This is a genomic window from Liquorilactobacillus uvarum DSM 19971, from assembly GCF_001434935.1.
Taxonomy (GTDB): Bacteria; Bacillota; Bacilli; order Lactobacillales; family Lactobacillaceae; genus Liquorilactobacillus; species Liquorilactobacillus uvarum.
Genome location: NZ_AZEG01000001.1, coordinates 4914 through 31912 on the forward strand (window position 1 = coordinate 4914; position 26999 = coordinate 31912).

Genomic DNA, 26999 nt, shown 5'->3' on the forward strand with positions numbered 1-26999 from the left:
TTGAACATTTCGATAAACTCACAGTATTTTATTTATTCCTTTTTTCTTACCTGTTTAAGAGATACATTTATTTGCCGCGTTGTAAAAAAGAACTTAATTGTTACCACGATATAAGAAAAAATATAAATAAAAGTGGTGTTAGCAACCATATGCAAATAATTAAAATATGAGCCAAAGATAAGATTAAGTATGACTATAAAAATAAGAACACCTAAATAATGGATTATTAAAGAACTTAAAAAGCTTAATGATTCTATTTCAAATATGACAGTCGTTATCCCAACAAAACACGAAAGCACAAACACAAAGACAACATCATTTGCCGTAACCGTGTTAATTCTATGTAGGAGCAGCAAACTCATATAAACAAAAGAACCGATCCCTAAACCATTGAAAATACGTTTAAACCATTCCATAAGTTCACCCCACTAATAATTGTTTTGCTCTGTATGCCTTAAACAAACTTCCCAGAAAAAGCCCCACTGTTGCGCCAGAAATTATTGCATAAATCAAATTGAAATTCAACATCCCCATAGACTCCGTATTAACGCTCATATAAACATTTAGAATATATTTGAAACTAAAATTAATCAGTATGATGGTCAGCGGCAGCCAGCTTCCCTCCTGAAAAAGAATATTGTCTTTAACATAATATTTTCGCTTACGATAAAGCAAATAACCAAAAAACGCACCGACTAAAATCATTGGTACATACAAAATCAGTGTTAACAACGGATACTTAAAACTTTCAAGAACACGGTCTAATCCCCAGCAAATAAAAATAAATGGCATAATAACAGTCCGTTTTAAAGAAACTGAGTTATCCTGACTTAATTTAATACCGCGCTTTATTAAAATAAACAAGACGATCCATACCCAAAAAGGTGTCCGTCCGATTATTTGAGCTAGTATATCTAAGATTATTGCCAATGTAATCACTCCTAATCAAGTTATGCCAATAGTTTAGCGGTTTTCACAAGAATAGGAAGGTTTTGCAGCACATGCGGCAATTATAATGACAGATCAGGTTTTACCGTGCTATTTTTTTTAATGAATTCCTGATGCTAGATACATAACGCCGGCTCACGATCAGCTTCTCAGTCGAGCTCAGCTGAACTGTCAGATTACCATTTAGATGGGGTGTAAATGCTGTAATTTCATAGACATTAACCAGTGTATTTTTTGAAATCTGTATCAAATACTCTGGACTTGCATTGATGAAGTTAATCAATGATTGTCTTAACAAATAAGTTTTTTCTTTTGTGTATAAAAAAATTTGTCTCTCGATATATTCGACATACAGAATCTCGCTAAATCTTATTTTTTCTTCACGATCACTGCTCATTAGTTTAGCAAGTATAACACCATTATTATTTTGTAAAAGGTTGATAGCGTCATTTATGGGAGGGGTTATTTCATGAACATGAAATAATACCTCATCTTCTTGCAAAGAATTTTTTCCCAGACGATTGATTTTTATTTTGATATTACTTCCCCCCGACTATAAGAGTTTTTGAAACGTACTACTAGAATAACTGCCATAAGATAGAATCCGAACCACAACTGAATTTTTGATCAAGTATTTGCAGAAGAAAACCAGCCACTTAATCTCAAAATTGATCCAAGGCTATTAGCTATTATCAACTAAGACTTATCTTCTTCCATCATAAAAATAATTTGACCTGCTAATAGCCTCTAACGTACTAGCCATTTCTTCAACAGGTATTTCCATCTTTTCCTTCACCCATTCAGCGGTGATAAAAATAGCACCTCCAACCTGATACATAATTTGGTATTTTTTGAAATATTTAGGATGCTGATTCACTTTCTCAGGAGGTTCCTTGCGCTTTAAAAATTCTATGAAAACATCTAAATATTTGCTGAATGTTTTATAGATCACCTCTGGATCGTACAACTGTGTTAACTCAATTAGTGACTGCTGGTAATTCTTTAGCGTTCTAAAATAACACTGACACATATCCAGTGATTTCTTTTTTTCGTCAAACTGTTTTACAAAATCTATGAAAATGATATCGATATATTTTTGAACAATATCATTTTTATCAGTATAGTTGCGGTAAAACGTTTGCCGAGCAATTCCCGCCTTAGCAGTTATTTCCTTAATAGTAATCTTATCAAAATCTTTTTCCCGCAATAAGAGCATAAGTGCCTTGAAGGTCCATTCATGCGTACGACGAACTTGCGGATTTAATTTCTTGGTTAGCAATATGTGACATCTACTTTCCTTTTGTCTACTGTTGTGTCTTCACCATTGACGACATCATTTAAAAACTGTATTCTCTATTAAAAGTTACAAATGTAACATTGTAGGCATATGTAACTTTTATTTAGTTTAGCATAAAATAAAACATACACACAAAGGAAGGTTATTAAAATGATCCAAAGTAGTCACAGATACTTGCCAATTACTTGGTTGTTAGTAATTCTTATTTTAATCAGCGCTATTATAACAGGAATAAGTACTAAAGGAATTATGGCTTCAAGCGGGGCTGCTCTGCTAACATTGTTATCAGTCGTTTTTGCATTGCTGCAGGGAACACGGCGCTACGGTTGGCGCGGAATTCTTATTTTCTTAGTTGTTGCTTTTGTATTTGGAAACTTTTATGAAAATCTTAGTATTGCAACGGGCTTTCCTTTTGGAAATTATTATTACACATCTGCTTTGGGTCCAAAGCTAATATACACACCCCTATTTATTAATATTGCCTATTTCCAAATGGCATTTATCGCATGGAATCTAAGCGGCCCGCTCATTGAACATTACAGTAACAACAATAATCGCATGCTATTTATCCAACCACTTGTGGCATCTTTCATAATGGTCATGTGGGATGTGGTTATCGATCCCTGGAGTTCGACTGTGAGTCATGCCTGGCGCTGGAAAGACGGCGGTGCTTACTTTGGAGTTCCATTTTCCAATTATTTAGGTTGGTTTCTGTGCGTTTTTTCAATTCTTTTTACTTTTTCTGTCTATACCAAATATTTCCAAAAAGATGTAATTCCCAAAATCATTAAAAAACGCAATTATTGGATTCAAATGGTATTGGTTTACTATTCTTGGGTAACCTTATTATTGCTGAAAGCATTAAACACACCATTTCATCAAAGAACAACCGATTTAGCTGGTCAAAGTTGGCATGTGCAGCAAATCTATCAAGTTGGTGGACTTGTCGGACTTTATTCAGTTGTTCCAATCGGTTTACTGGTTTTAATAAAAGTTTTTAACCGTCATTCTCTAAAAAAATTTTAAAAAATACAAGACAAAAATTAAAAACCTCCAAATAAAGCGACTGGGTCAAGATATAATTTTTTGATCCAGCCACTTTATTTAACTTTGTATCATAAATTGATATATCTCAATGCTCAGACTTCCATGACTTTTATTCGAGGCTTATCGGATTACTAAGTTTATCAAAATCACTCTGTTTTATTCTCCATGTTCGACTTCTCTTAATTCATAACGATAACTGGCTTTCGCCTCTTTAGGAGCACCTTTGTGAATTTTCTTCTCATTCCTGTCAAGATCACCAGCAAGATCAGATAAAACTTTCATACTCTCTTTTGAGATAATAGTCGCAATTTTTTTATTTTTTTGCATCATAGACAATTGCATAGTCACTTTTCTTCATTCAACTTAGATTCTCTGCTACATACTGATACGTTCCAAAAGGTTGATTTCATTTATCTAAATATAAATTACTAACTTTCGTTACACCTTCATTTCTTCATAATTTGTTTATACAACTTATATTAAGTATTGAATGCTTTCTGCAGCTCATTTACGTTGACAATTGTAAACCATAGTTATAAACTATGACTGTAGATTACAAGTGTAAACGAAAGGAGTGTGAAAATTTGAAAAAAGGTGATGCAACTCTGATGTCTCCCTCTGAATGGGAGGTAATGCGCATCATTTGGACAAAGAAAGGTGCCAGCAGCACAGAAGTTATCCACTTGATGCAGTTAAAGCGTGCTTGGTCGGAGTCAACAATTAAAACTCTGCTTGGACGTTTAGTTGAGAAAAAAATGCTGCAAACAATCAAGGAAGGCCGCCGTTTCTTCTACCAGCCAACTGTAACCGAATCAGATGCGATGAATAAGGTCGTTTTTGAATTATTTGACCATTTATGCAGTATGAAAAAGGGTACCGTCATTCTAAAGCTCCTGTCTGATCTGACCTTTAGCCGTGCTGATATCAAAAAAATGCAGATCTTATTAAATGAGAAGATGAAGACAGCTCCTGTCTCAATTACCTGTGACTGTCTTCCAATGAATGAGGTCTGTACTGTGCACAACGAAGACTGTTAGCGCAATTTAAATTTAGAAAGGACATAAACTATGGATAAAATATTAATAGCAATAATTGCAGTTTTAGTGATTGGCTTCATTGTCTGGTGGTTCTTCGGCAGACATTCCAGCAAAGAGGTAACAGCTGAAAGAAAAGGCAACAGCCAAAATGTAGATGTTGTAGTAAATGGTGGTTACAATCCGAGCACTGTCGTTTTAAAGAAAGACATTCCAGCTCAGATTACCTTTAAACGTAAAGACCCCTCAAGTTGCTTGGAACAAGTCGTCTTCCCAGACTTCGGAATCAGCGAATTTCTGCCGCAAAATCAGGAACACGTGATTAAAATAGACACGACAAAAGCTGGCGAATTCGATTATGCCTGTGGGATGAACATGTTCCACGGGAAAGTGATCGTTAAATAATATTGCGTATTAGATAAATGAATATCAGGGAGGCGTTAAAAATGACAGTAAAAAAACAAAATGCAGAAGTGATCGTTGATGGCGGTTATCAGCCTGCAACAGTGACCTTGCATCAAGGAATACCTGCACAACTGACTTTCAAACGTGTCAGCGACAAAGGTTGTCTGGATACAGTTGTCCTTCCCGACTTTGAAATCAAGGCTGCGTTGCCGCTCAACGAAGAAAAAAGCTTCACGATTGATACAAAAACTCCTAGTGAATATCAGTTCAGTTGCGGAATGAATATGTTTCATGGGAAAGTAGTGATTAAATAATGAACATCAAAAATAGATTTATTTTTTCTTTGATCGTTTCATTACCAATGTTCATTGGAATGATAATTATGCCATTCGGTTATGACCTGCCCGGTGGGATGTGGACAATGTTTCTGCTCACAACGGCTGTTATGCTTGTTTCTGGACGCCAGTTTCTGCAAAGTACCTGGGCTTCTTTCCTTAATCACCATGCCAACATGGACACCTTAGTTGCTATCGGAACTTTTACAGCTTATTTCTATAGTATTTATGCAATGCTGTCTCATCAACCTGTCTTCTATGAAAGTGCAGCTTTTGTCATTACATTCGTGTTATTGGGTCAAGTTTTTGAGGAGAAGATGAAACATGCAGCTTCTGGTGCAGTTGAAAAACTGATGGACCTGCAAGCTAAAGATGCCGAAGTTCTTCGCAATGGCAAAATACTAAAAATTCCATTAACCGAAGTTGAAGTCGGAGATATTATTCAGGTTAAACCGGGCCAAAAAATCGCTGTTGACGGAGTTATCACCGAAGGCAGCTCTACTATTGATGAATCAATGGTTACTGGTGAGAGCATCCCCGTTGCCAAAAAAACAGGTGATCCAGTTATCGGCTCAACTATCAATAATACTGGAACTTTTATGTTTAAAGCATCAAAGGTTGGAAATGATACTCTACTTGCGCAAATCGTTGAATTAGTTAAAAAAGCGCAGACTAGCCATGCTCCAATTCAAAAAACAGTTGATAAGATTGCCGATATTTTTGTCCCGATTGTAATTATCATTGCCATTTTGACATTTGTGATCTGGTATGTTCTGCTGGGGGCAGCTCTTGTTAATGCAATGCTTTTTGCTGTTTCGGTTATCATCATTGCCTGTCCTTGTGCTCTAGGAATTGCAACCCCTACTGCCCTGATGGTTGGGACCGGCCGCAGTGCCAAGTTGGGAATTCTGATCAAAAACGGTGAGATTCTCGAAGCTGCTAACAACATCAAAACAGTTGTTTTTGATAAAACAGGCACGATCACGGTTGGCAAACCCAAAGTTACTGATGTTGTTGGCGATCCTGAAAAAGTTCTTGAAGTCGCTGTCAATCTTGAAGCTACCTCGGAACACCCCCTCGCAGCAGCTATTCTAAACAAAGCTAAAGAAAGTGGAATTGTTCCACACAAAGCTCAAAACTTTACTGCGATTGAAGGTAAAGGTATTCAAGCTCAGATTAGCAACAAACAAGCCTTTATTGGCAACCAAAAATTGCTTGTTGATTATCAACTTGATGACCAGACTGCTGCTAAGATGTTGCAGCTCCAAAATGAAGCCAAAACAGTTGTCATTGTGGGGTTTGATAGCAAGATCATTGGCCTGATCGCTGTTCAGGATACACCCAAAAAAAGTTCTGCCGTAGCGATTGCTGCCTTGAAAAAACGCGGACTTCGAACTGTCATGCTGACAGGTGATAATGAACATGTTGCACGGGCAATCGCTGATCAGGTTGGGATCGACGAAGTAATCGCAGATGTTCTGCCAAGCGATAAAGCCGACAAAGTCAAAGAGCTGCAACAACATGCACCGCTTGCTTTTGTAGGTGATGGGATTAATGACGCACCAGCGTTGACAACCGCTAATGTTGGAATTGCAATGGGTTCAGGAACAGATATTGCAATTGAGTCAGGTGGGATCGTCCTCGTCAAAAACGACCTGCAAGACGTCGTGCGTGCTTTGGAACTAAGCCAAAAGACTTTCGATCGTATCAAGTTGAACTTATTTTGGGCCTTTATCTATAATACACTGGGTATTCCTGTTGCGGCTGGCCTCTTTTCTGGTCTCGGGTTAGTCCTAAGTCCCGAATTAGCTGGAGTATTCATGGCCTTAAGTTCTATTTCGGTCGTTGCAAGTTCCTTGTTGCTTAACAGTGTTAAACTCACTCACACTGCACAAAGCACTTAAATGGAGGTTAAAAAAATGAACAGTCAGAATTCAAAGAGAGCAACAATCATAACAATTGTTGCTGCCCTCATCTATGTTGCATTTTCCTTGCTTGCCGGAACGTTTCTAATGAATCTTTTCCATTAGATTTGATCTGCAAACAACTCTTGTGTTTCTTTGCATTACCAAAACATTATCAACTAAGTCTGCCGCACACAAGTTTTAAGTTTCATTTGTTCAGTGCTCAGCAGACTTATTTTTGTATCTAATTGTGGACAATGCACTATAGTCAGTAATCTTCAAATGCTAATAGCAAACTCCAAGCTTAGTTCAAAACTAACTATAGATGTTTAGCAGCCAGACAAAAAAATGCTTTTTGAGTATATTAATACAAAAAGTCAATCGATCTTTGATTTGACCAATTCTAGAGTATACTCTAACCATACATATCCAAATCAAAAAACAGCTTGTTTCAATGCTTAAAAGAAAGGAATTATTTATGATGGATTCAACCTACCTTAATGACATCTTTTCACAGTACATGCAAAAAGATGAACTTTTGTATCAAACATGGATCATACATAGCGAAGAACGTCTGAAAGCATTTAATGGTGTCCGAAAAGGAACTCAAAAAATCATTTCAACAATCCAAAATGGAACATTTCCTCGCGATCTTCACGGATCAGCACTTGAAGTAGTTATGGATATCATTGCTTCTCAACATGAAATTTTTAAAGGTGCCAAGCATGCCTTTATGTGGAAACCTAAGTTGAGAATACCGGATATTTATGAGAATCGAGAAAATCAAGTGCTATTTGCTGAATGCTTGAACTCTGTCTTGAACACTAAAACTGAACTCAAAATGCTGCTGGCTGTCAACAAACTAGCCGATGCTAAAATCAAAGGTCTCGGTCCTGCAGTTGCTAATATCCTCTACTTCCTTGAACCGACTATTTTCTGCCCTTTCAACACCAAGATCGTTGAAGGCTACAATATGCTAACAAATTCAAATATTCGTCTTGGCCGCTGGGATCATTATTTCAAGCTGCGCGATGGTATCATTGAACTCAATCAAATGGGTGGACTATTTTCAAAGGATCTTGGGGCGGTCTCAGCGTTTCTTTTTGATGTTGGAAAGCTTAACTATGTCATTCCTGAAAATGCAGAAAAATATCAAGTGAGCACCAGTAAGACTCAAAATAAACTGCGCTCTGTTGAAAATAGCAAGCTTGCTAAGAATATCCATTACCAAATTCAATACATGCTTGCAGATATTGGAAACCATATTGGTTACAAAGCATGGATCGCATCTAATGATCACAATAGGCGCTTTGATGGCAAACGCTTGGGCGATTATTCTATCCCTGCCCTCCCACAGTCTATCCAACAACTAAGCGATCATCACCTAAAAGAAACAGTGTCTTTAATCGATGTCATCTGGTTTTCGAAAAGTGAAGAACCAGTTGCGGCTTTCGAAGTTGAAAAGTCAACTTCAATCATGTCAGGAATGAATCGAATGGACGATTTGTACCAGATAAATAAGCGTAATATCATGCTTTATATTGTTTCACCTGATACACGCGAAAAAGAGATCTTAGCACAATTCAATCGACCCCATTATATGCACAATCATGACTTGCATGACCATATGCGTTACCTTCTCTTCAATGATTTGACCACTAATTACATCTCCTTGAAAAGATTCGGCACTGATTTTTCTATTCTTGCACCTATTTCTCACTTTCCAAATGGAAAATTAGTCAGATAGCCTATCTAAAAAGCATTGGTTGTAATTCCCATTTTGAGAATTTAGCCAATGCTTTTTAGATAGAATCAAAATCTCTGGTTTAATTAAATCCCACTCATTCATTAATACCAATATAGTTGATTCCCTTGGAAATATGTCCATTCATAGTTTTAAAGGTTGTCAAAGAGTAATTTGCTGTTTCAAAACCTGCTAATAAATTTTTTAAATGCTCCTCGGAGTGATGTCTGCAAACAGCCCCATCATCTGTCCTAAATATGCCATAAGGCAAAGCTTCATGCTGCTTTTTAAAATTTTCATAGCGTTTTTTATTGCGCTCATCGTCATTCAGCAGAAAATCATTCACAATAAGTATCCCACCAGGCCGAAGAACACGCTTGATTTCTTTTATCAGTATCTCTTGGTCACTATTTTTTTCGATACATGTCAACACTGCTAATAAGAAAATTGCATCCACACTGTTGTCCTTGAATTTGATTTGATTATTAGACATTACACCTAAATTCAGAGTTGGGTCAACTTTTTTCCCGCGTTCAATCATAGCATCCGATAAATCTAAACCTGATAAATCAGTATAACCAAGTTCCTTCAGCTCACTTAAAGTCCGCCCATAACCGCAACCGATATCTAGTATAGAAAAATTCTTTTGCACATATCTACCGATTAAATCATAGTCAAATGTTGTCGTAAATTTTTTTGTAGGTGCCACTGAATCCCAATATGCTTTATTGCTCACATGAATCCCCCTGATAGATATTTTTTGGTTTTAAAAAAGCTTTCTAGACAGAATACCACAGTGCCAAAAGATTGTAAAAGAACCGGTAATTCAAAGATGGAGAATTGAACTATAGATTGAAAAACTTGAATACTAACACAAAGTTATAAATAATTCTGATTTATGGAATAAGTGTATATGAACTCAATAAGAAAATTGTATTTCTCCACTCGTTTTTCCAAAAAAATTGGTTGAAATTCTTAAAAATAAGAACTTCAACCAATACTACTTATTGAACTGTCAAATTAGTTTAGTAAAAAATTCATTTGTTTGCTTTCTTTTTAACTCGTCTAGTTTGGCCCGAATATTCGAATAGTTGGACAAATTTTTTAATTCCTGTTTTTTTCAATAATACAACAAACCCGTACCCAATTATGACTCCTAATGCGTTTGTGATGACATCATTAATATCGATCCAACGCGAGATATGGAACAGAAGGTCATAAATAAATTGACTGAATTCAATCGATGCCCCTACCCCGAAACCAAACAGAATTACCTGTTTAAGATTTAATCGTCTTATTAAAAATAAGTATCCTCCTAAAGGAACTGTCATTAAAACGTTTAAGAAAAAACCTGTATCAATATATTTAAACGGAATAATATTAATTGGAATTGTACCAAATCTAAATAAAGCTGCTGGTACCTCACGATATGCATCAGGAGTTGGCGAAAAAACCAGGTAACCGACAATAAACAAGTATACGCCAAGTGAAATAACTGTGAAAATCTTCCAGATATTTTTTTCGGCCAATCTAGAGATGCCCATTTTAATGGCAACTGCCAAGCCAGTCATGTTTAAAACAAATGGGACCCAACGTTCAATTTCTGCCATAAGAATCTCCCCCTTTTTTGTGTCATATCAAAGGCTAGAATTGACTTTCGACTTGAAACTATACTAGCATGTCAACTTTAACTTCACCTTAAGTTCTCCGCTAAAAATATAAGTATAATCTTTTCTCAACTATATTTATATTTTTTTAATAATTTCCATGTTATATTTGTAGCATATCAGAAAAAAATTAACAAGTTATTGACAATTAGTAAGAAAATCTGTAAATTTGATATCAGAAACTAATAAGCAAATAAAACGATGAAGAGAAGAGTAAGTTATTACTAAGACACTAAGCGAGCGTTGATAGTGCAAGAACGCAGCCAAAGGATAACTGAAGATGAACTTGGAGTTTTGGGCAGCAGCAAAAAAAGTCGCCCCGTGAGAATACGATAAAATCCGCAGCATACTTTTATTTGTATGCTCCTGAGTTACAGATAGTGATATCTGGATAAAGATGGGTGGTACCACGAAAGCTTTCGTCCCTGTGCGTTATATTTTTTACGTGCAAGGATGAAAGCTTTTTTAGTTGCAGGATTATCATGTAAAGGATGTGAGGTCAGCGAAACCATTATTAGAGATAAATATAGTAAAAAGTAATTTAACTTATAGGGGGAAAAATGATGCGTAAACTAAAAACAGTACTATCACTGTTAGCTATGAGTGTTTTGATCTTAACACTTACAGCTTGCGGAAAATCAACAGCAAATAGTTCAAGTTCAAAAAAACAAGTCTTGAATTTAAGCGCAACTGCTCCACTTGATACGATCGATATCTCAAAAGCGAGCGGTTATGGTCAAACAGGCAATGTTTTTGAAAGCTTCTATCGTCTTGGAAAAAATGGCAAAACTACACCTGGATTGGCTAAAAGCGGAACAGTTTCTAAAGATGGCAAAACGTGGACCTTTAAGCTACGCAGCGCAAAATGGAGTAATGGGGATAAAATCACTGCGCAGGACTTCGTTTATTCATGGCGCAGAACACTGAATCCTAAAACCAAATCAACATATTCATACTTGTTCAGTGGCATCAAGAATGCAGAAGCTGTCAGTTCAGGTAAAAAATCTCCAAATTCGGTTGGAATTTCTGCTCCTGACAGCAAAACAGTCGTAATCAAACTCGATAAGCCTATCGCTTATTTTAAAGTCTTGATGGCTTATCCTCTATTCGGACCGCAAAATCAAAAAATTGTCGAAAAATATGGCAAAAAATACGCTACAAAAGCACAATATATGGTTTACTCAGGCCCATTCAAAATCAAGAAATGGAACGGAACCGGCAACAAATGGCAATTTGTAAAAAACAATCAATATTGGGACAAAAAAGTTGTTAAGCTCCAAAAAATCAATTACTTGGTTGTTGGGAGTCCAACTACTGGACAGGAACTTTATCAGCAAGGGAAGCTCGACTTGACTCCGCTCGCCGGTCAGCAAGTTAAAAACTTCAAGAACAGTTCACAATTCAAACAGTATCCATATTCATATGTCTCTTATCTGCAGTACAACTTCAAAGACAGTGATGCTGTCAAACGTACGGCAATGAATAACCGCAACATCAGATTAGCTCTGTCTTTAGCAATTGATCGCAACGTTTTAACTAAGAGGATTCTTGGGAACGGCTCTCTGACACCAAAAGGATTCGTAGCCTCAGAGTTAGCGAATGACCCAAAGACCGGCACTGATTTTGCTGACCAACAATACGTTAAAAATACGGTTAAGCGTAATACTAAACTCGCAAGACAATATTGGGCAAAGGGCATGAAAGAAATTGGGCAAAAAAATCTTAAGCTCACATTGTTGGCTTCAAATGACGACTCTAACGGTACAGTGATTGCACAATACCTGCAATCTGCATATGCTAAAATTCTACCTGGTTTAAGCATTGAAGTTAACAGCATTCCCGGTAACAATGCACAGCAGAATGCTCTACAAGGAAATTTTGATATTTACCTTTCCGGTTGGGGTGGTGATTTCAGTGATCCAATCACATTTTTGCAGATTCCTGAAACCGGCACAGCCTATAATTATGGTAAATATTCAAGCACAAAATATGATGAATTGATTGCACGTGCTCAAAATACAGATGCAAATTCTGCAAGCAAACGCTGGAATGACCTGGTTCAAGCCGCACGTCTTCTCAATAGTGACCAAGGCATGACACCTGTCTATCAGCAAGTTACTGCTTATCTGCAAAAAAATGATATCAAAGGTATTATTCACAATACGGCAGGAACGCAGTGGAACTACAAATATGCCTATAAAAAATAAGCTTTAGTGTCTGCTTAAATATAACTTATCTAGTGAAAAAGGCCCCCGCAACCTAGCTTTGTGGTAACTCGCGACAGGTAAACCAAACGGTTAACTGTTACAAGTTATTCCATCTTCTAAGTTGTGGGGGTCTTTTTTTAGAGCCACAGCAGAGCCAGCTGACCAAAAAACGCTGCCTAGTATAAACTGCAACCTTGTTAACTCAAATATCTGATGACTGGTCTATTCATTTAAAATCATTAATAATAGCGGTGAAAAAAATTTTTAGTACAGTCTGTCTTACCTTTATTTTTTACTTTTGCCTGGAATCAGCCGTGCCGAATTAAGAATAAAAATTGATTCACTTCCGACATGAATTATTGCTGCAACAAGCGGTGTTAATATTCCGAAACCCGCAAGCAGCATGCCAACAGAATCAATAACAATGGTACCTGCAAAGTTAAAATTAACAATTCTCCGTGTGCGTCGCGAAAGTCCAATAAGATTCTTTACATCGCCCAAATTAGAACTGATGAGTACAATTTTAGAAGAATCACGCGCAATATCTGTCCCGCTGCCCATAGCGATACCAACATCAGCCTGTGCCAGGGATGGTGCATCATTTACACCATCACCGACCATTGCAACTTTGTGTCCTGCTCGTCGTTCCGCATCAATTGCAGCCAACTTTTCTTCCGGCATAAGTTCGGCACGTACCTCATCGACCTGCAGCTTAGCAGCAATTGTCTCTGCCGCTTCAGTTCTATCGCCCGTCAGTATTATGACACGCAGTCCCATTTTTTTGAGCCCAGCGATACTTGCAACTGCATTTTCACGGATTGAATCTGCCAATAAAATTTTACCTATATAACGGTTATCATAAGAGATATACACTATATTAGATCCAGCATTGTCGCTTTGGGCTTTCATTTGTTCAATTTCTGCAAAGAGGCCTTGACCTAGATGCCCTGCATTACCAACTTTTATCGTGTGTCCGTCAATCACGGTCGTCAAACCTTGACCAGGCTTGTTCTCAAAAGAATCTGGCTGTGAAAGTACTTCGCCTCTTTCATTAGCCGCCGCAATGATCGCTTTTCCAAGAGGATGTTCGGAATGCCATTCAGCACTGGCAGCAATCTGCAACAGCCGTTTATCCGAGACTCCAGCTACAGGTACTATTTCTGTTACCTTGGGAGTGCCAAATGTTAATGTCCCAGTCTTGTCAAAAATGATTGTGTCAAGATGTGCCAGTGCCTCCATATAGGATCCACCCTTGACAAAAGCTCCCGTACGCGCTGCTCTTGCAATTGATGCGAGCATAGCTAAAGGTGTTCCAGCGGCTATCCCACATGCCCCAGCAACGATAATCACATCGATCGCACTATGCAGATTTTGCGTAAAAAACCATGTGATCACAGCCCCTGCAATAGCCGTATATATTAAAAAAGCAGCAAATTTATCAGCCAATTTTTGAATTGGTGCTTGGTTTGATTGAGCTTCCTGAACTGCTGCAATCGTTTGACCGTATGAGGATTCTTCGCCGACGCGTTCTGCACGTACTTCTAATGCCCCACTTCTATTGATTGATCCAGCATAAACGTATGCCCCGGAAGCAACCTCGACTGGCATTGATTCACCAGTAATTCGAGATTGATCGACACTTGAGAATCCATTTATGACCGTTCCATCCACCGGAATTCGTTCTCCAGGTGAAATTACAACAACCTGTTTTACCAGAACTTCTTTGAGTGTTACCTGTTGAATTGTGTTTTTTTCAGTACTAGTCGTATTTTTGACACGGACTGTTTCAGGCAGGAAAGACATTAAATCTGTCAATGCACTTTTGCCTTGATCCATGCATAAATCCTCAAGAATATCTGCTGCCAGCACAAAAATTGTAATAACCAGTGAGGTGATCCACTGACCGATCGCAGCAGCTGCTACGATCGCAATAAACATTGAGAGGTCCATGCTCATTTTCCGCTGTCGAATATCATGCCATGATTCAATAATGATTGGCCAACAGCCGCAAAACAGCCCGATTGCTGTCACAGCTATTATTGCCCATAACTGCTGCGGTACAAGTATCTCAAGTATAATGACAATAAGTGCTAAAAATGCTGTTATTAAAATACGATTAAGGGCATCCCTTTCTATCCGTGCCCAAATATTCTGCATATTATGTTTTTGCAATGATTCCGTATGATCCTGTTCACTCATTTGGTTTCCCCCTCGTAGAGTAATTATTTTTTTCATTCACACTGAAGCTTAACTTTCTCAAATATTCCGCAAACTCCACTATAAAAGCCGCAGATCTTTTTAATGCCTTTTTAAGCAAGTTCCAGAAATGATGCTAATTTTTTCCCCATATATTTTGGGGTCTCTATTGAACCTCGTTTCAACCAACTAAGCGATGAATTAATAACTGCTCCCGCAATAAAATCCGCCCAGTATTCATCCTCAGCACGTTTGCTCTTCGAAAATCTTATTATCATCCCATTTTGCAGAAGATACTGATATGTAGTCACAAATGACTTTATCAGAACCTGTTCTTTGCCGGATTTCAGCAGCGTTAACTGCGAGTCAATATTGTTCAAAACAAGTTGAAAATAATGTTCCATCAGGGTAGAAAAATTCAGATTCGACTGGTTAGGCAACTGTCGAATGTATTTTATGATATTAAGCGTTTCAAAATCACTAATTATATCATCCAACGTTGTAAAATTCTTATAGTAATATGTCCTGGAAACTCCTGCTTGCCTTGTGAGCTCAGTAATTGAAATATCTTCAAACTTTTTTGCTTGCAGTAATTTGATAAGTGCCTGAAAAATATCGATCAGTTTTTTATTTTTTGTCTCTTGTGGTGACATAGTTAACAATAACGCTCCTTTTGTAAACCATATATATAAAATAAGAATACCCCATGCTATCGTGTGAAACAAGCTATAAAATTAATAACACAAGGAGTATTTATCATGAACAAGAAACAAAAAATAATCACTTTTTCAATGGCAATCGGTATCTTTTTATGTATGCTTGACACAACAATCATGAATATTGCATTGCCAAAAATTCAAACAGGCCTGAATGTTAGCTTGGAAAGCCTTTCATGGGCTTTAAACATTTACACAATTATATTTGCCGTTTTAACAATTCCTTTTGCAAGAATTGCAGATCTTTTTGGCAAAAACAAGGTTTATCTGATTGGTTTAGCTGCTTTCATGCTCGGTTCGTTATTTTCTGGAATTGCAGCAAATACTATTTGGCTAGTTATCGGACGCGGAATTCAGAGCCTCGGGGCAGCAATTGTTTTTCCAGCCAGCATGACAATCGGCATCTCATCAGTTAGCCTCAAAGACAGAAAAACTGTACTGACCGTCTTAGGGATCACACAAGGCCTAGCGGCAGCGCTTGGTCCGACTGTAGGTGGAATCATCACACAATATCTGAACTGGCGCTATATTTTCTTTATTAACCTTCCTCTGATCACTCTGGCATTATTTTTGGCAATTTGTCTCCTACCGCTCAAAAATGAAAAAGTCGTCAATGCCAAAATCGACTTACCTGGAATGTTCTTATCGATGATAATGCTATTTTCACTAACACTTATACTGATCAAAGGAAATGACTGGGGTTGGCATAGCAGCTCCATTATCATACTTGTAGCTACGGTTCCTCTTTCCTTGGGTCTATTCGTCATTATTGAACATTACAGCCATGCACCTATGATCCCGCTTGCCTTATTTAGGGAAAGGCAATTCGTTGGTGCAGTACTTGCAATGACTCTAAGTAGTATTTTTTTAGTAGGAATTATGGTCATCATGCCAACTTTTTTTACTACCGTTCTCGAGAAGAGCGAATTAACAGCAGCACTTATGATCACGCCAACTTCATTGATGATTTTCTTTTTATCCCCCGTTGGCGGACGTCTTGTCGAAACAACCGGTCCACGTTTGATGATGCTGCTAGGTTTCCTTTTAATGATTGCAGGCTACATAGTTCTTGCTATTATTGACCCAGAACATTACAACCAACTGGTAATCAGCTTTATGTTGATCGGAGGTGGATTTGGAATAATTGCTGGTCCAATAGTTATCTTGGGAGCCTCAAATTTCACGGGAGAACTTTTAACTGCATCTCAAAGTGTCTTAGGACTTTTTAGACAAATCGGAACCCTGCTGGCCGTTGCTGTCTTTGTCTCCTCCTTAACAACTAACTTAAAAACAGCTAAAACACGCTCGCTCAACAATGCTGACGCACGCATTGAAGCAGCTGCACTGCCACATGCATCCAAAAAAGCTTTTAAAGAAAATGTCAAAAAAGCTCTTGAACATGGAGAGACTGCTAATAAATCGCAGTCAGCTATGACTGTCAGAGCCAAAACCATCACTAAAACAAGATATAAAGCAGTTTTGGCGCGCATTCCTAATGGTTCATCTCTCCCCGAAACTGCAAAACAAAATATCTACGCAAAAGTATCTGCCCGAGTTAAACAAAACATTAAACACCAAAGATCAATAGTTTTATTTGTAACAAAACGCATAAAACAAGATATCAAACGCAATCTGAAACAAGCCTTCTTGAGCCCATACCGCAAGGCAGTCCCTTTTATTATATTGTCAGGATTCTCAAGCTTCTTATTTTATCGCAAGAAGGACTATCATCATATGTCATCTTAAGTTTTAATTAACCAAGTTCGTATAATAAAAGTTAAAATAAAGGACCGAGCCAAAATAACTTCTGACTCAGTCCTTTTTGTCTGCAGGTAAAACTAAGATTTTTCCGGATAGTAATCCTTCCCAAGCTGTTTTTTAATTTTATTTTTGGTTAAATCAATATCTTTTACTTTATCTCTCAGATCAGCCGGTGTATCCAAGTATTTTTCCCAGACATCTTCCATGGCCTCACTAATTCTTTTAAAGTCCGCTTTATCTGAGGATAATTCTTCATCAATAAAAATGAAACTCGGTACAGTTCTGGGCTGAATCTTACCATTATAAAGAAGCTGAATTTTCTGACAAGTATATCCTAACTCGTTTCCAATACCAACCTTGTAAGCAGCGTTAAGCTCTGGGTCGCGATGGTTGGCCGGTACATATTTGAAAAAATACGGATTAAACAATCTCATAGCTGCACCTCCTTCACTTTATAGGCTTAGTATAGCGTTTTCATAAAATAGATGCCAACATTGTGAATTCTATAATGTTCAAAAAGATGCTTGAACATAAAGTTTACTACAAGCAATAATGGTTCATGATATGGTACTGACTATGCGCTTAAAACAGTGAAAATTGATTTTTATTTTTAAAATATGCTAGTTCATAGAGCGCAGATCACACTAAAAAAGACTGTGACAAAACTCCACTTTTGTCGCAACCTTACATTCCAAGTTTCATAACAACCTATTTATTACTTTTTATTTATCAAATTTTCTGAGATGCTGAGTTAATAATGCCAATCCCTGTTCTAAAGTTTTTTTATCACAACAATAGCCCAAACGTGCATGTTGAGGTACCCCAAAGGCCGTTCCTGGAACGAGTAGGACACCGGTATTCTTTAGCAGTGAGACACAAAACGAATAGTCATCTTCTGGAATATCAAGTTTAATAAATGAAGTTGGCACATTTTTAGGCAAAACCAATTCAACTCTTGGTTCTTTTTCAATCCATTTTTTAACGATTTCTAAGTTGTCGATTACAATTTTCTGATTTCGTTGAAGAATTTTCGCCCTGTTTGACAAGGCCAAGACAGCTAATTCATCGTCCAATACTCCGCTGCTAATTAAAGTATAGTCACGATACTTTCGAAAAAGATTAACAATCTCACTGTCTGGAGAAGCAATCCAACCTATTCTGAGTCCTGGAAGCGAATAAGTTTTTGACAAAGAATTAGTAGCGATTCCTTTTTCATAAACATCCGCAATTGAAACAAAATCATCGCTATCCACTAAAGGAGAATAAACTTCATCGACAACAACATATGCATCCGCTTTGCGAGCAATAGCTGCAACTCGCTCAAGTGCTATTCGATCAAGCAATGTCCCGGTTGGATTATTCGCATTATTCAAACAGATAATTTTAGTTGCTGGAGTAACAACAGCCGCCAGTTTTTCCAAATCAAGCTGCCAATTGGCAGCTTCCTCCAAGCGGACAAAATCCACATGTGCTCCAAGCGAGCGTGGTATGTCATAAAGCTGTTGATAAGTGGGAAAAGTTGTAACAACATGGTCTCCTGGATTCAAAAGCGCATAAAGTGCCAACATATTTGCTCCTGTTGATCCATTGGTTTGCAAAACATTCGCAGTAGGAATCTTCTGGTAAAATTTTGCAACAAGTTTCTTAAATGTTGGTGAACCTTCGATCCAGCCATAATCCAATTCTTTACTGCTAAGTTTTTCAAAAAAAGCAGTAACTGTCATCCCGCCTAAATTTGTTAGTTCTTTTAATGTTAAAGCCGCAATCGAACTCTGTGAGATATCATAACGAGCTTCTTTCTCCCATTTATTCAGCCACTCTTCAACACCAAACTTTGCTATTTCGATAACCATCGCTCCAATCTAAATTAATTGCTTGTGTTACTGGCATTCGGATTGTAGTATCACCGCTCTTTGAGTTCGTTGATTAATGTTAAAAGTTACCAGCAGACACGTATTTTTTATCTTCTCGCCGCACATAATTTTGTCATGCGGATCTCTTGATATTCTAAAATAATATGTCTTAAAAAGATTTTTAACACAAAAAAGAATTTAAGATATTCGTTTATTTGAATATGTTAAATTCTCTTTTTAACGAAAATAACTTGTGGTCAAAAATAATTTGAATACGTTATTTCCAGTATTATCCGTTTAATTAAATACGATAATTTTTTGATTAGTGAATTCATACAAGCCCAGATCACTCATTTCACGTCCATAGCCGGAATTTTTTACCCCGCCAAAGGGTAACTCTGGGTATGCTCCAGAGGGACGGTTAATAAAGACTTGGCCTGTTTCAATTTGTGAAGCAACCCGATGGGCGCGTTCTTCGTCTTTTCCATAAACTGCTCCTGCTAAACCGAAATCTGAATCATTTGCTAAAGCAACAACCTGCTCATCATTTTCAACAACAAAGACCTGTGCAACTGGACCGAAGAATTCCTGACGATAAGCTGGATTATCAGGCGCAATATCAGCCAGAACGACTGGTTTGAAGAAGTTGCCTTGACCTTCAACAACCCCACCATCAACCAAGATTTCTGCACCGTGTTGAACCGCCTCATCAACCTGAGTCTGTAATCCAACAGCCGCACTATGGGAAGAAAGCGGTGCTAGTTCAGTTGTCTCATCAAGTGGATCACCCATTTTCTTGGCGGCAAAAGTCTGCTTGATACCTTCAATAAATTCCTCAGCAACAGCCTTTTCAACAATAAAACGTTTAGCTGACGTACAAACTTGACCAGAGTTGCGCAATCTTGCTGCCGTAGCATCCGCAATGGCGAGCTTCAAATCTGCATCATCTAAAATAGCAAAAGCATCACTTCCACCAAGTTCCATTGTCGATTTGATCAAACTTTTACCAGCAGCACCAGCAATCGTTCGTCCAGCTGCTTCTGAACCCGTCAAGGCTACTCCTTGAACTCTCTTATCCGCAATGATTTTTGAAACTTGATCATGCGATACAAAAAGATTCTTAAATGCTCCTTCTTCCCAACCTGCTTCTTGAACCAACTTTTCCAACAATTCTGCACAACCAGCAACAATCCCCGCATGTTTCAAAACAACTGGATTACCAATCAAATAGTTAGGTGCCAATACACGTACAACCTGTGAATACGGAAAGTTCCAGGGCTCAACACTCGCAATGATGCCTAATGAATGATATTCCAAGAAAGCTTTTTTGCCCGCCCCATATGAGTATGGTTTAGGCTGGAGCAAGGCAGCATTATTTGCATAATACTCTGCAAGCTTTGCACATAATTCCACTTCACCACGGCCTTCACTGAGCCGTTTTCCCATATTAAGCGCCGCCTCACGCGCCAATTTTTCCTTGTTTTTAAGTAAAACTGCCCCAAAACGTTTTAGCTTTTCCGCCCTAACTGCGACAGCAACTTTTTTTTGCTGCTGATAGAATTCTTCAGCTTTATTTAAAGCTGTTTCAACTTCAGCATCGCTGAGTGTTGCAAATTTTTTGAGCACTTTTCCGCTATACGGATTGACTACGGTATACCCCATTAGCTTTCACCCACTTCTTTCAAACTTGAGCCAATGCTCGTATCAAGAATTGCAATAGCCTTATCCACATCGCTCTTTTCGATGATCAATGGCGGAATAAATCTGATTACATTATGAAAAACACCGCAATTCAGCAAAATTAAATGCTGCTGCAAAGCTTTCTCACGAACCTTCGCAACTAATGCAGTTGCTGGTTTTCCACCATCCTTGCGAAACTCGATTGCAATCATCAATCCCAACCCGCGTACACTGCTGATAACTGGATATTTTTCCTGCAGTTTTTGAAGTTTGACGGTAAAGTAAGCCCCAACGGTTTTAACATGCTCTAAAAAATCAGTATCCATGATATCTAAAACAGCTGATCCGGCAGCACAAGCCAACGGATTCCCACCAAATGTTCCACCATGAGCTCCAGGTTCCCATTTATCCATGTATTCTTTTTTACCGATCACTGCGCTCAAAGGTATTCCATTTGCGATCCCCTTGGCCGAGGTCAAGACATCAGGTTGAATGCCATAATGATCTTTAGCAAATAAATTACCAGTTCGCCCATATCCACTTTGAACTTCATCAAAAATCAACAAAATACCAAAGCGATCACAGATTTCGCGTAACTTGACCAAAAATTCTTTTGGAGCTGGAAGGTAACCACCCTCACCTTGCACAGGTTCAACAACAATACAAGCTGTTTGGGATGGTGCCAGTATGTTATGAAAAACCTGTTCCAACTGTTCTAGACAGCGGGCAACTTCTTCTTTTTCGCTCAACTTAGTATTATAGATATCAGGAAAGTCAACGTGATAGACAGGTGGCAGGACGCCTTCATAATTCTTGCGATACTGTGCGTTCGAGGCAGTCATTGCTGCAGTCAAAAGTGTACGCCCATGAAAAGAACTATTGAAAGCTATAATACCGCTTCGCTTGGTCACGCTTAACGCAAGTTTAACCGCACCTTCATTAGCTTCGGCACCACTATTGGAAAAATAAACTTTATAATCATTTCCAACACGAGCAACTAGTTTTTCTGCCAACTCAATATATGAAGGATAGTAAACAACATTATGTCCTCCATGAACAAGGTCATGTAGTTGTTTTTCAATTGCTTCAACCACAATCGGATTATTGTGCCCGCAATTAACTACTCCAACACCTGCTGCGAAATCAAGATACTTCTCACCCTTTTCGTCAGTCAAGTAAGCACCTTGACCTTTTACGATTCCTAGTTTTGTTGCGCGTTTAGCCACCGGTGGTAAAACTGTTAACGATCGTTCATATAATGATTTCAATTTTACTTCACTCCTTGCGAACAACTACATGACTTTAGATAAGAATGATTGTGTCCGCGTATTATTTGTTTCTTTGAAGATATGCTTAGCCGTCCCACTGTCAGCAATCATGCCATCGTCCATGAAGAGAACTTTATCAGCAATATTTTGTGCAAATGACATCTCATGTGTAACGATAATCATCGTCATCCCATTTTTAGCCAACCTCTCCATTACACCTAAAACATCGCCAACCATTTCCGGATCAAGTGCCGAAGTTGGTTCATCGAAAAGCATAACTTCAGGATTCATTGCCAGAGCACGGGCAATCGCAACACGCTGCTGCTGTCCACCTGACAATGACTGCGGATATGCATCGGCTTTCTCTGATAAATCGACCTGTTTGAGCAACTCGTGTGCGTGTGCAATAGCCTCTTGCGGAGTAGCAATTTTTAATTTTATCGGCGAAAAAGTTATATTCTCAAGGACGGTCTTGTGCGGAAAAAGATTGAACTGCTGAAAAACCATTCCCATTTTCTGCCGCAGCAAACGTAACTTTTCTTTGCTGGCGCCATTCACATTCTCGCCTTCAAACAGGACCTTACCTTCATAATCATCTTCTAGACGATTCAAACAACGCAGCAAGGTGCTTTTCCCACTCCCAGAAGGGCCAATTAGAACAACTTTTTCAGATTTTTTAACATCAAATGAAATATCTTTTAAAACCACATTATCGCCAAAAGCCTTTTTAAGGCTGCTGACCTCAATAATACTTTCTCCAGCACTCATTTTTTTATCCCCTCTCTAATTGCTTCGCAGGTACTTGCGTCCCATCTTCTTCTCCAGAAGCTGCATCAGCTGCGACAAAATAAAGGTCAGGACAAAATAGATCAGTGCGGCAACGATCAGCGGCGGTACAAAGTCATACAGAGTTCCACCGACTCCCAACGCTTGAGCCGTAACCTCTTGAACACCAATATAGAACAAAACTGACGATTCCTTGACCAAGGAAATAAATTCATTCCCAAGCGCTGGCAAAATATTCCGAACAGCCTGTGGCAAAACAATTGAAAACATCGTTGTTCTATCACTCAGACCTAGTGAAAGTCCTGCCTCTGTCTGCCCGTTCGAAATGGAAATGATACCAGAACGGAAAATCTCTGCGGTGTATGCACCTGAGTTAATTCCTAGCGCAATTGATCCTGGAATAACACGATCAAGTCCTGAACCTAAAAACTGAATCTGCGGTACTTCTAAAACCTTCGATAAGGTATAGTAAATCAACATTACCTGAATCATAGCGGGAGTTCCTCTGACAATTGCGATATAAACACGTGCAATGTACGAAAGAAACTTTATTTTTGAAAGACGCATCATAACGAAAATCAATCCAAGCAAAATTCCGATCATGATCCCGATTATGGAAATAATAATCGTTTGCGCAGTTCCTTCAACAAACACTGGATAGTACTGCTTTAAAAAATCAAACATATTCTTCACCCTTTACTTGATTCGGTTAATCTGAATTCTTAGCTTGCAGATCCTCAGCTTTCTTAAACATCTTGTCTAATTCGCCGCTCTTTTTCAGTTTAGTAATTTGTTTATTTACACGTTTCAACAAGGCTTTATCTGATTTCCGTGCCGCAATATTAACAGAACGTTGATCTTTTGGTGTCGTTAATTTGACCTTGGCAATTGCATACTTGTCAGGATATTGTCTGATGTAGTTATTAGCAATTTCATTTTCAACGACCACACCACTCAACTTGCCTTGCGATAATTCAGTAGTTAAACCAGTTAAAACACCTTCGGTAACAACGTTGCTTCCCTTCAACTGAGACTTAGCAATTGATTCTTGTGTTGTCGTCTGCTGTGCACCAATTTGCTTGCCCTTAACATCAGAAACACTATTAAATTTATTTGCATCTTTCTTTTGAACTAACAGCACATTTTCAACTGTGTAATAAGAATTGGAAAAAGCAACAGCCTTTTTACGTTCATTAGTTGAAACCATCCCAGCCATAATCAAATCAATCTTATTATTTTTTAACTCTGAGATTAGAGATGGAAATTCTGTATTTTCGATCTTAAGTTTGACACCCAGATCATCCGCAATTTTCTGTGCAATCATCATATCGTAACCAACAATTTTCTTCTTTCCATTTTGCATAATTGGAAATTCGAAAGGTGCATAGTCTGCAGAAGTCCCCACCACTAAGGTTTTCTTATCCTGAATCTTTTTGACACTGTTATCTGAATTTTTATTGCCGCAACCTGCAAGAACAAGTCCTAATGCCATTACTGTTCCAAGCATCCCCAAAGTCTTTTTAAATGTTAATTTCATGATTTCTCCCCCAATTTTATATTAGCCACGTTGTAACGGAAAAGTCATACAGTGCGGACCGCCGCCCGCTTTCAAAGTTTCAGTTATATCTAGTTCAATCACTTTCATTCCATGCGACCGCAGTGATTGATTAACTGCTGTATTTTGTTTCAAAGATAGAACTCGTTTAGCTCCTAAGCTTTCTAGATTGCATCCATGCTTGAAAATAGCCTCTTCTGGTACTGGAATAATTTCAATTTCCAGTTTTTCCAGCAGTTGTAAAAACGATGTAGGCAGCCCCTCCTTATAGGCAACTGCGAGATGATCATCAACAAGATTAAAGCACATATCAAGATGCAGATAGCGCGGATCTGCTGGGACTGGATAAACCTCATATCCCAAAGGTGATAATCCGGCCTTGATTTCCTCAAACCCTTTCTCGTTTGTACGATCGATAATTCCTACTGCAATTATTTTCTCAGTCAGAAAGGCAAAGTCTCCGCCTTCAAAGTAGCCTTCTTTGACCTCCGTTATCTTAGGAATTCCCAATTTCTTCATCTTATCTGCGTACGCTTTTCTTTCAGGAAAACGCAGATCTTTTTTAAACCGGCCAAGAATATAACCTTCTTTGACACAACCGCCAAAATCACGTGCAAAAACTGCATTTGTCATCTCTGGAGTTGCGGTTTGCTGTTCAACCTTGATTCCAGCCTGACGATAAGCTTCAACAAGCTGTTCAAATTCAGCAGACAGTTTTTCTCGATCCAATGGTTGATCAGCATATTTTTTTGAAATCTCATTGATCGGTGCTGCTTCTTCCAGATAGGTTGGTGGGCAGATCAAAACTTTTTTTAACTCAGAAGTTCCATTACGTACAAACATTGTTCCACTCCTCACTTTTTCCAAGTTTTTGCTGTAAAGTCACGAATCAGTTTAGGCAAAAATTCAAACGAATACGGCTTATAGACTCGTTCCTTCCAGGTGTGTGCTCCTTTGCCAAATACACCAATGTCAACAGCTGGAATACTTAATGAGCGCATTTTATCGTAAGGCAGCGGGTAAATTTTCCCAGCAAGCGGGAAATTCTCAGTCAGTTTATTAATCTCCGCATTAGTTTCATCAATTGCCAAGTAACTGCTGTCAGACAGATAAGGAAAGAACTGTTTCATTTTAAAATCTTCTTCTTGTCCATAGTCAGTCAGAGTTGCTTTGAGCTTTTGATAAATACGTGAATCTTGTGCAATACTGTTATGCGGACAGAATGGAGGTGCTAAAAACAGAACCACTTTTGCCACATTATCATTGAGCTGTTTATCTAAATAATCAATTAATGCAAAACCGATTTCTCTTTTATCAAGCCCTTGGTTTTTCAACCAAAAAGAATGTATCAAGTCATCCACTTGAACACCTTCTTGATGAAGATAGTCCAAATACTCAGCGAATGTGAACACCTTAATTTTTCGTTCATCCTGAACTGCCGGAAATGACAAGCCATTCAGATACGCGGACTGCTTTGCTGCCAAATCTGCGACTAAATCACTACAATCGTGCTGAACTGCTTCTTTTAAATGCTGCAAGATCTCATAAACGGGACGCTTGTATGTGAATGTATTAAAGTACATATGCGTAACCTTAGCAGTTTGAACATTATAGAAATCCTTTTGATCTCGAAGCATCAGACATGATGACGGCAATATTTCTTCATCTGGAATATCTTCCACAAACTCTGGATTATTATTAATCAACAAATTGATACGGCTAGCAACCAACGTAGAATCAACTCCAGCATATGTGTTACCAACATGTGTCTCGATCCCTTTAATGTAAAAACAAGTTAAAGCTTTGCCTGCAGCCCCATAATAGATATATTTCTGCTGATCTCCTTCATATTTGGGACTGATAAAATCTGTATTAACAGCCACTTCATAAGTTAGGTTATAATTCTGCTTTAATTTTTCTAATTCATCTAGTGAAGCAATTGCACCACTGTGATCATTTTCTTCAACACAATTACCCATAAATAGCAGATTCCCCATCATCTCTTCTGGATGCTCACTATAGTGGAGTAGATTAGCAAGATTAACAGCATCTCCACTTTTCATATCCAATGCTCCGCGGCCAAAAAGCCAATCACCTGAAAGTGCATCTTTTTGAATATCTGGATCCTCACTATAGCCTTTAAAATATTCATTCAGTTGATCTGAATCCAGTGCCTCCTCTTTTAAAACTCCAAAATCGTCGATTCCAACAGTATCCATATGTGAATGATAAATGACTGTCTTTGTCGCCCCTTCCTTCTTTATAAAGGCAAAAACATTCTTTCTTCCCAATGAGTCACCCGGAAGTTTCTGAGTCCATACAAAATCAGGATGTTGTTGAAAAAATGGGAAACTACGTAAAATTTTTTCAACTTCCTCAGCAATTGCAACTTCACCAGCAGTACCATTAACACTTTTCACACTAACAAGCTTGCGTGTAATTGCTTCTATTCGCTGTTCATCTGACAATAATTCTAGTTCTTGATACATCTCCACCACTTCCAAGTTATAAAAAAATATAATTAAAACTTAATGTGATTATAATTTACTCTCAATGTCATGTCAATAAATATAACAATGCCTAAAGACTGAAACTT

The 26999-nt window shown here is 38.1% G+C and carries 26 protein-coding genes; 8 read left to right on the forward strand and 18 right to left on the reverse strand.

Going from position 1 to position 26999, the window contains the following annotated elements; translation table 11 throughout:
* Positions 1-32: 32 nt before the first annotated feature.
* The 4 genes from FD20_RS00025 to FD20_RS00040 all read right to left on the reverse strand — a co-directional run bounded on the left by FD20_RS00025 (position 33) and on the right by FD20_RS00040 (position 2227).
* The gene (locus tag FD20_RS00025; RefSeq protein ID WP_057735464.1) at positions 33-416 is read right to left on the reverse strand and encodes a DUF3021 family protein; all 384 of its coding nucleotides are present in this window, start codon (positions 414-416) and stop codon (positions 33-35) included.
* 4 nt (positions 417-420) lie between these two features.
* Complete coding sequence (locus FD20_RS00030; RefSeq protein WP_057735465.1) at positions 421-930, reverse strand: CcdC protein domain-containing protein; 510 nt, start codon at positions 928-930, stop codon at positions 421-423.
* Positions 931-1030: 100 nt separating this feature from the next.
* Complete coding sequence (locus FD20_RS00035; RefSeq protein WP_057735466.1) at positions 1031-1450, reverse strand: LytTR family DNA-binding domain-containing protein; 420 nt, start codon at positions 1448-1450, stop codon at positions 1031-1033.
* A 201-nt stretch (positions 1451-1651) separates the two neighbouring features.
* A complete protein-coding gene (locus tag FD20_RS00040; RefSeq protein ID WP_057735467.1) occupies positions 1652-2227 on the reverse strand; it encodes a TetR/AcrR family transcriptional regulator in 576 nt (191 codons plus the stop codon).
* A gap of 168 nt (positions 2228-2395) precedes the next feature.
* Between FD20_RS00040 and FD20_RS00045 the strand changes: the two genes are divergently transcribed.
* On the forward strand, positions 2396-3271 hold the full coding sequence (locus FD20_RS00045; protein WP_057735468.1) for a carotenoid biosynthesis protein: 876 nt from the start codon (positions 2396-2398) through the stop codon (positions 3269-3271).
* A 177-nt stretch (positions 3272-3448) separates the two neighbouring features.
* Here FD20_RS00045 and FD20_RS00050 read toward each other — a convergent pair whose 3' ends face one another.
* Positions 3449-3622, reverse strand: coding sequence for a hypothetical protein (locus FD20_RS00050; protein ID WP_235807682.1), 174 nt, complete (start codon positions 3620-3622; stop codon positions 3449-3451).
* 254 nt (positions 3623-3876) lie between these two features.
* On the opposite strand from FD20_RS00050, the gene FD20_RS00055 reads away from it, so the two are divergent.
* From FD20_RS00055 to FD20_RS00075, 5 genes are all read left to right on the forward strand, one after another.
* A complete protein-coding gene (locus tag FD20_RS00055; RefSeq protein WP_157060800.1) occupies positions 3877-4329 on the forward strand; it encodes a CopY/TcrY family copper transport repressor in 453 nt (150 codons plus the stop codon).
* A gap of 30 nt (positions 4330-4359) precedes the next feature.
* Positions 4360-4731: a cupredoxin domain-containing protein gene (locus FD20_RS00060; RefSeq protein WP_057735471.1), complete on the forward strand. Its 372-nt coding sequence runs from the start codon at positions 4360-4362 to the stop codon at positions 4729-4731.
* 41 nt (positions 4732-4772) lie between these two features.
* On the forward strand, positions 4773-5045 hold the full coding sequence (locus FD20_RS00065; protein WP_057735472.1) for a cupredoxin domain-containing protein: 273 nt from the start codon (positions 4773-4775) through the stop codon (positions 5043-5045).
* Entirely contained in the window at positions 5045-6970 is a 1926-nt protein-coding gene (locus tag FD20_RS00070) for a copper-translocating P-type ATPase (RefSeq protein ID WP_057735473.1), read from the forward strand. The genes FD20_RS00065 and FD20_RS00070 overlap by 1 nt, the downstream gene beginning before the upstream one ends.
* A gap of 520 nt (positions 6971-7490) precedes the next feature.
* The gene (locus FD20_RS00075) at positions 7491-8717 is read left to right on the forward strand and encodes a hypothetical protein (protein ID WP_057735663.1); all 1227 of its coding nucleotides are present in this window, start codon (positions 7491-7493) and stop codon (positions 8715-8717) included.
* A 94-nt stretch (positions 8718-8811) separates the two neighbouring features.
* Here the strand turns inward: FD20_RS00075 and FD20_RS00080 are convergent, their stop codons facing one another.
* Positions 8812-9450 carry a class I SAM-dependent methyltransferase gene (locus tag FD20_RS00080; protein WP_057735474.1) on the reverse strand — a complete coding sequence of 213 codons (639 nt, stop codon included), beginning with the start codon at positions 9448-9450 and terminating at the stop codon, positions 8812-8814.
* 301 nt (positions 9451-9751) lie between these two features.
* Positions 9752-10324: a VanZ family protein gene (locus FD20_RS00085; RefSeq protein WP_057735475.1), complete on the reverse strand. Its 573-nt coding sequence runs from the start codon at positions 10322-10324 to the stop codon at positions 9752-9754.
* A 620-nt stretch (positions 10325-10944) separates the two neighbouring features.
* Here FD20_RS00085 and FD20_RS00090 point away from each other — a divergent pair.
* Positions 10945-12588 carry a peptide ABC transporter substrate-binding protein gene (locus FD20_RS00090; protein ID WP_057735476.1) on the forward strand — a complete coding sequence of 548 codons (1644 nt, stop codon included), beginning with the start codon at positions 10945-10947 and terminating at the stop codon, positions 12586-12588.
* A 285-nt stretch (positions 12589-12873) separates the two neighbouring features.
* Here FD20_RS00090 and FD20_RS00095 read toward each other — a convergent pair whose 3' ends face one another.
* Both FD20_RS00095 and FD20_RS00100 read right to left on the reverse strand, forming a co-directional pair.
* A complete protein-coding gene (locus tag FD20_RS00095; RefSeq protein WP_201782782.1) occupies positions 12874-14787 on the reverse strand; it encodes a heavy metal translocating P-type ATPase in 1914 nt (637 codons plus the stop codon).
* A gap of 110 nt (positions 14788-14897) precedes the next feature.
* Complete coding sequence (locus FD20_RS00100) at positions 14898-15437, reverse strand: TetR/AcrR family transcriptional regulator (RefSeq protein WP_057735477.1); 540 nt, start codon at positions 15435-15437, stop codon at positions 14898-14900.
* Positions 15438-15542: 105 nt separating this feature from the next.
* Between FD20_RS00100 and FD20_RS00105 the strand changes: the two genes are divergently transcribed.
* Positions 15543-17246, forward strand: a complete 1704-nt coding sequence (locus FD20_RS00105; RefSeq protein ID WP_057735478.1) for an MFS transporter — start codon at positions 15543-15545, stop codon at positions 17244-17246.
* Positions 17247-17338: 92 nt separating this feature from the next.
* On the opposite strand, the gene FD20_RS00110 is transcribed toward FD20_RS00105, so the two are convergent.
* From FD20_RS00110 to FD20_RS00150, 9 genes are all read right to left on the reverse strand, one after another.
* Positions 17339-17695 (reverse strand): hypothetical protein, encoded by a 357-nt coding sequence (locus FD20_RS00110; protein WP_057735479.1) that lies wholly within the window; start codon positions 17693-17695, stop codon positions 17339-17341.
* Positions 17696-17983: 288 nt separating this feature from the next.
* Entirely contained in the window at positions 17984-19108 is a 1125-nt protein-coding gene (locus tag FD20_RS00115; RefSeq protein ID WP_057735666.1) for an aminotransferase, read from the reverse strand.
* 303 nt (positions 19109-19411) lie between these two features.
* Positions 19412-20776: an NAD-dependent succinate-semialdehyde dehydrogenase gene (locus tag FD20_RS00120; RefSeq protein WP_057735480.1), complete on the reverse strand. Its 1365-nt coding sequence runs from the start codon at positions 20774-20776 to the stop codon at positions 19412-19414.
* On the reverse strand, positions 20776-22062 hold the full coding sequence (locus FD20_RS00125; RefSeq protein ID WP_057735481.1) for an aspartate aminotransferase family protein: 1287 nt from the start codon (positions 22060-22062) through the stop codon (positions 20776-20778). Before FD20_RS00125 ends, FD20_RS00120 begins: the two co-directional genes overlap by 1 nt.
* A gap of 24 nt (positions 22063-22086) precedes the next feature.
* Positions 22087-22830, reverse strand: a complete 744-nt coding sequence (locus tag FD20_RS00130; RefSeq protein ID WP_057735482.1) for an amino acid ABC transporter ATP-binding protein — start codon at positions 22828-22830, stop codon at positions 22087-22089.
* A gap of 15 nt (positions 22831-22845) precedes the next feature.
* The gene (locus FD20_RS00135) at positions 22846-23532 is read right to left on the reverse strand and encodes an amino acid ABC transporter permease (RefSeq protein ID WP_057735483.1); all 687 of its coding nucleotides are present in this window, start codon (positions 23530-23532) and stop codon (positions 22846-22848) included.
* Between the two features lie 25 nt (positions 23533-23557).
* Positions 23558-24385, reverse strand: a complete 828-nt coding sequence (locus FD20_RS00140) for a transporter substrate-binding domain-containing protein (RefSeq protein ID WP_057735484.1) — start codon at positions 24383-24385, stop codon at positions 23558-23560.
* A 21-nt stretch (positions 24386-24406) separates the two neighbouring features.
* Positions 24407-25246, reverse strand: a complete 840-nt coding sequence (locus tag FD20_RS00145) for a dimethylarginine dimethylaminohydrolase family protein (RefSeq protein WP_057735485.1) — start codon at positions 25244-25246, stop codon at positions 24407-24409.
* A gap of 11 nt (positions 25247-25257) precedes the next feature.
* Positions 25258-26892, reverse strand: a complete 1635-nt coding sequence (locus FD20_RS00150; protein WP_057735486.1) for a M20/M25/M40 family metallo-hydrolase — start codon at positions 26890-26892, stop codon at positions 25258-25260.
* Positions 26893-26999 lie beyond the last annotated feature (107 nt).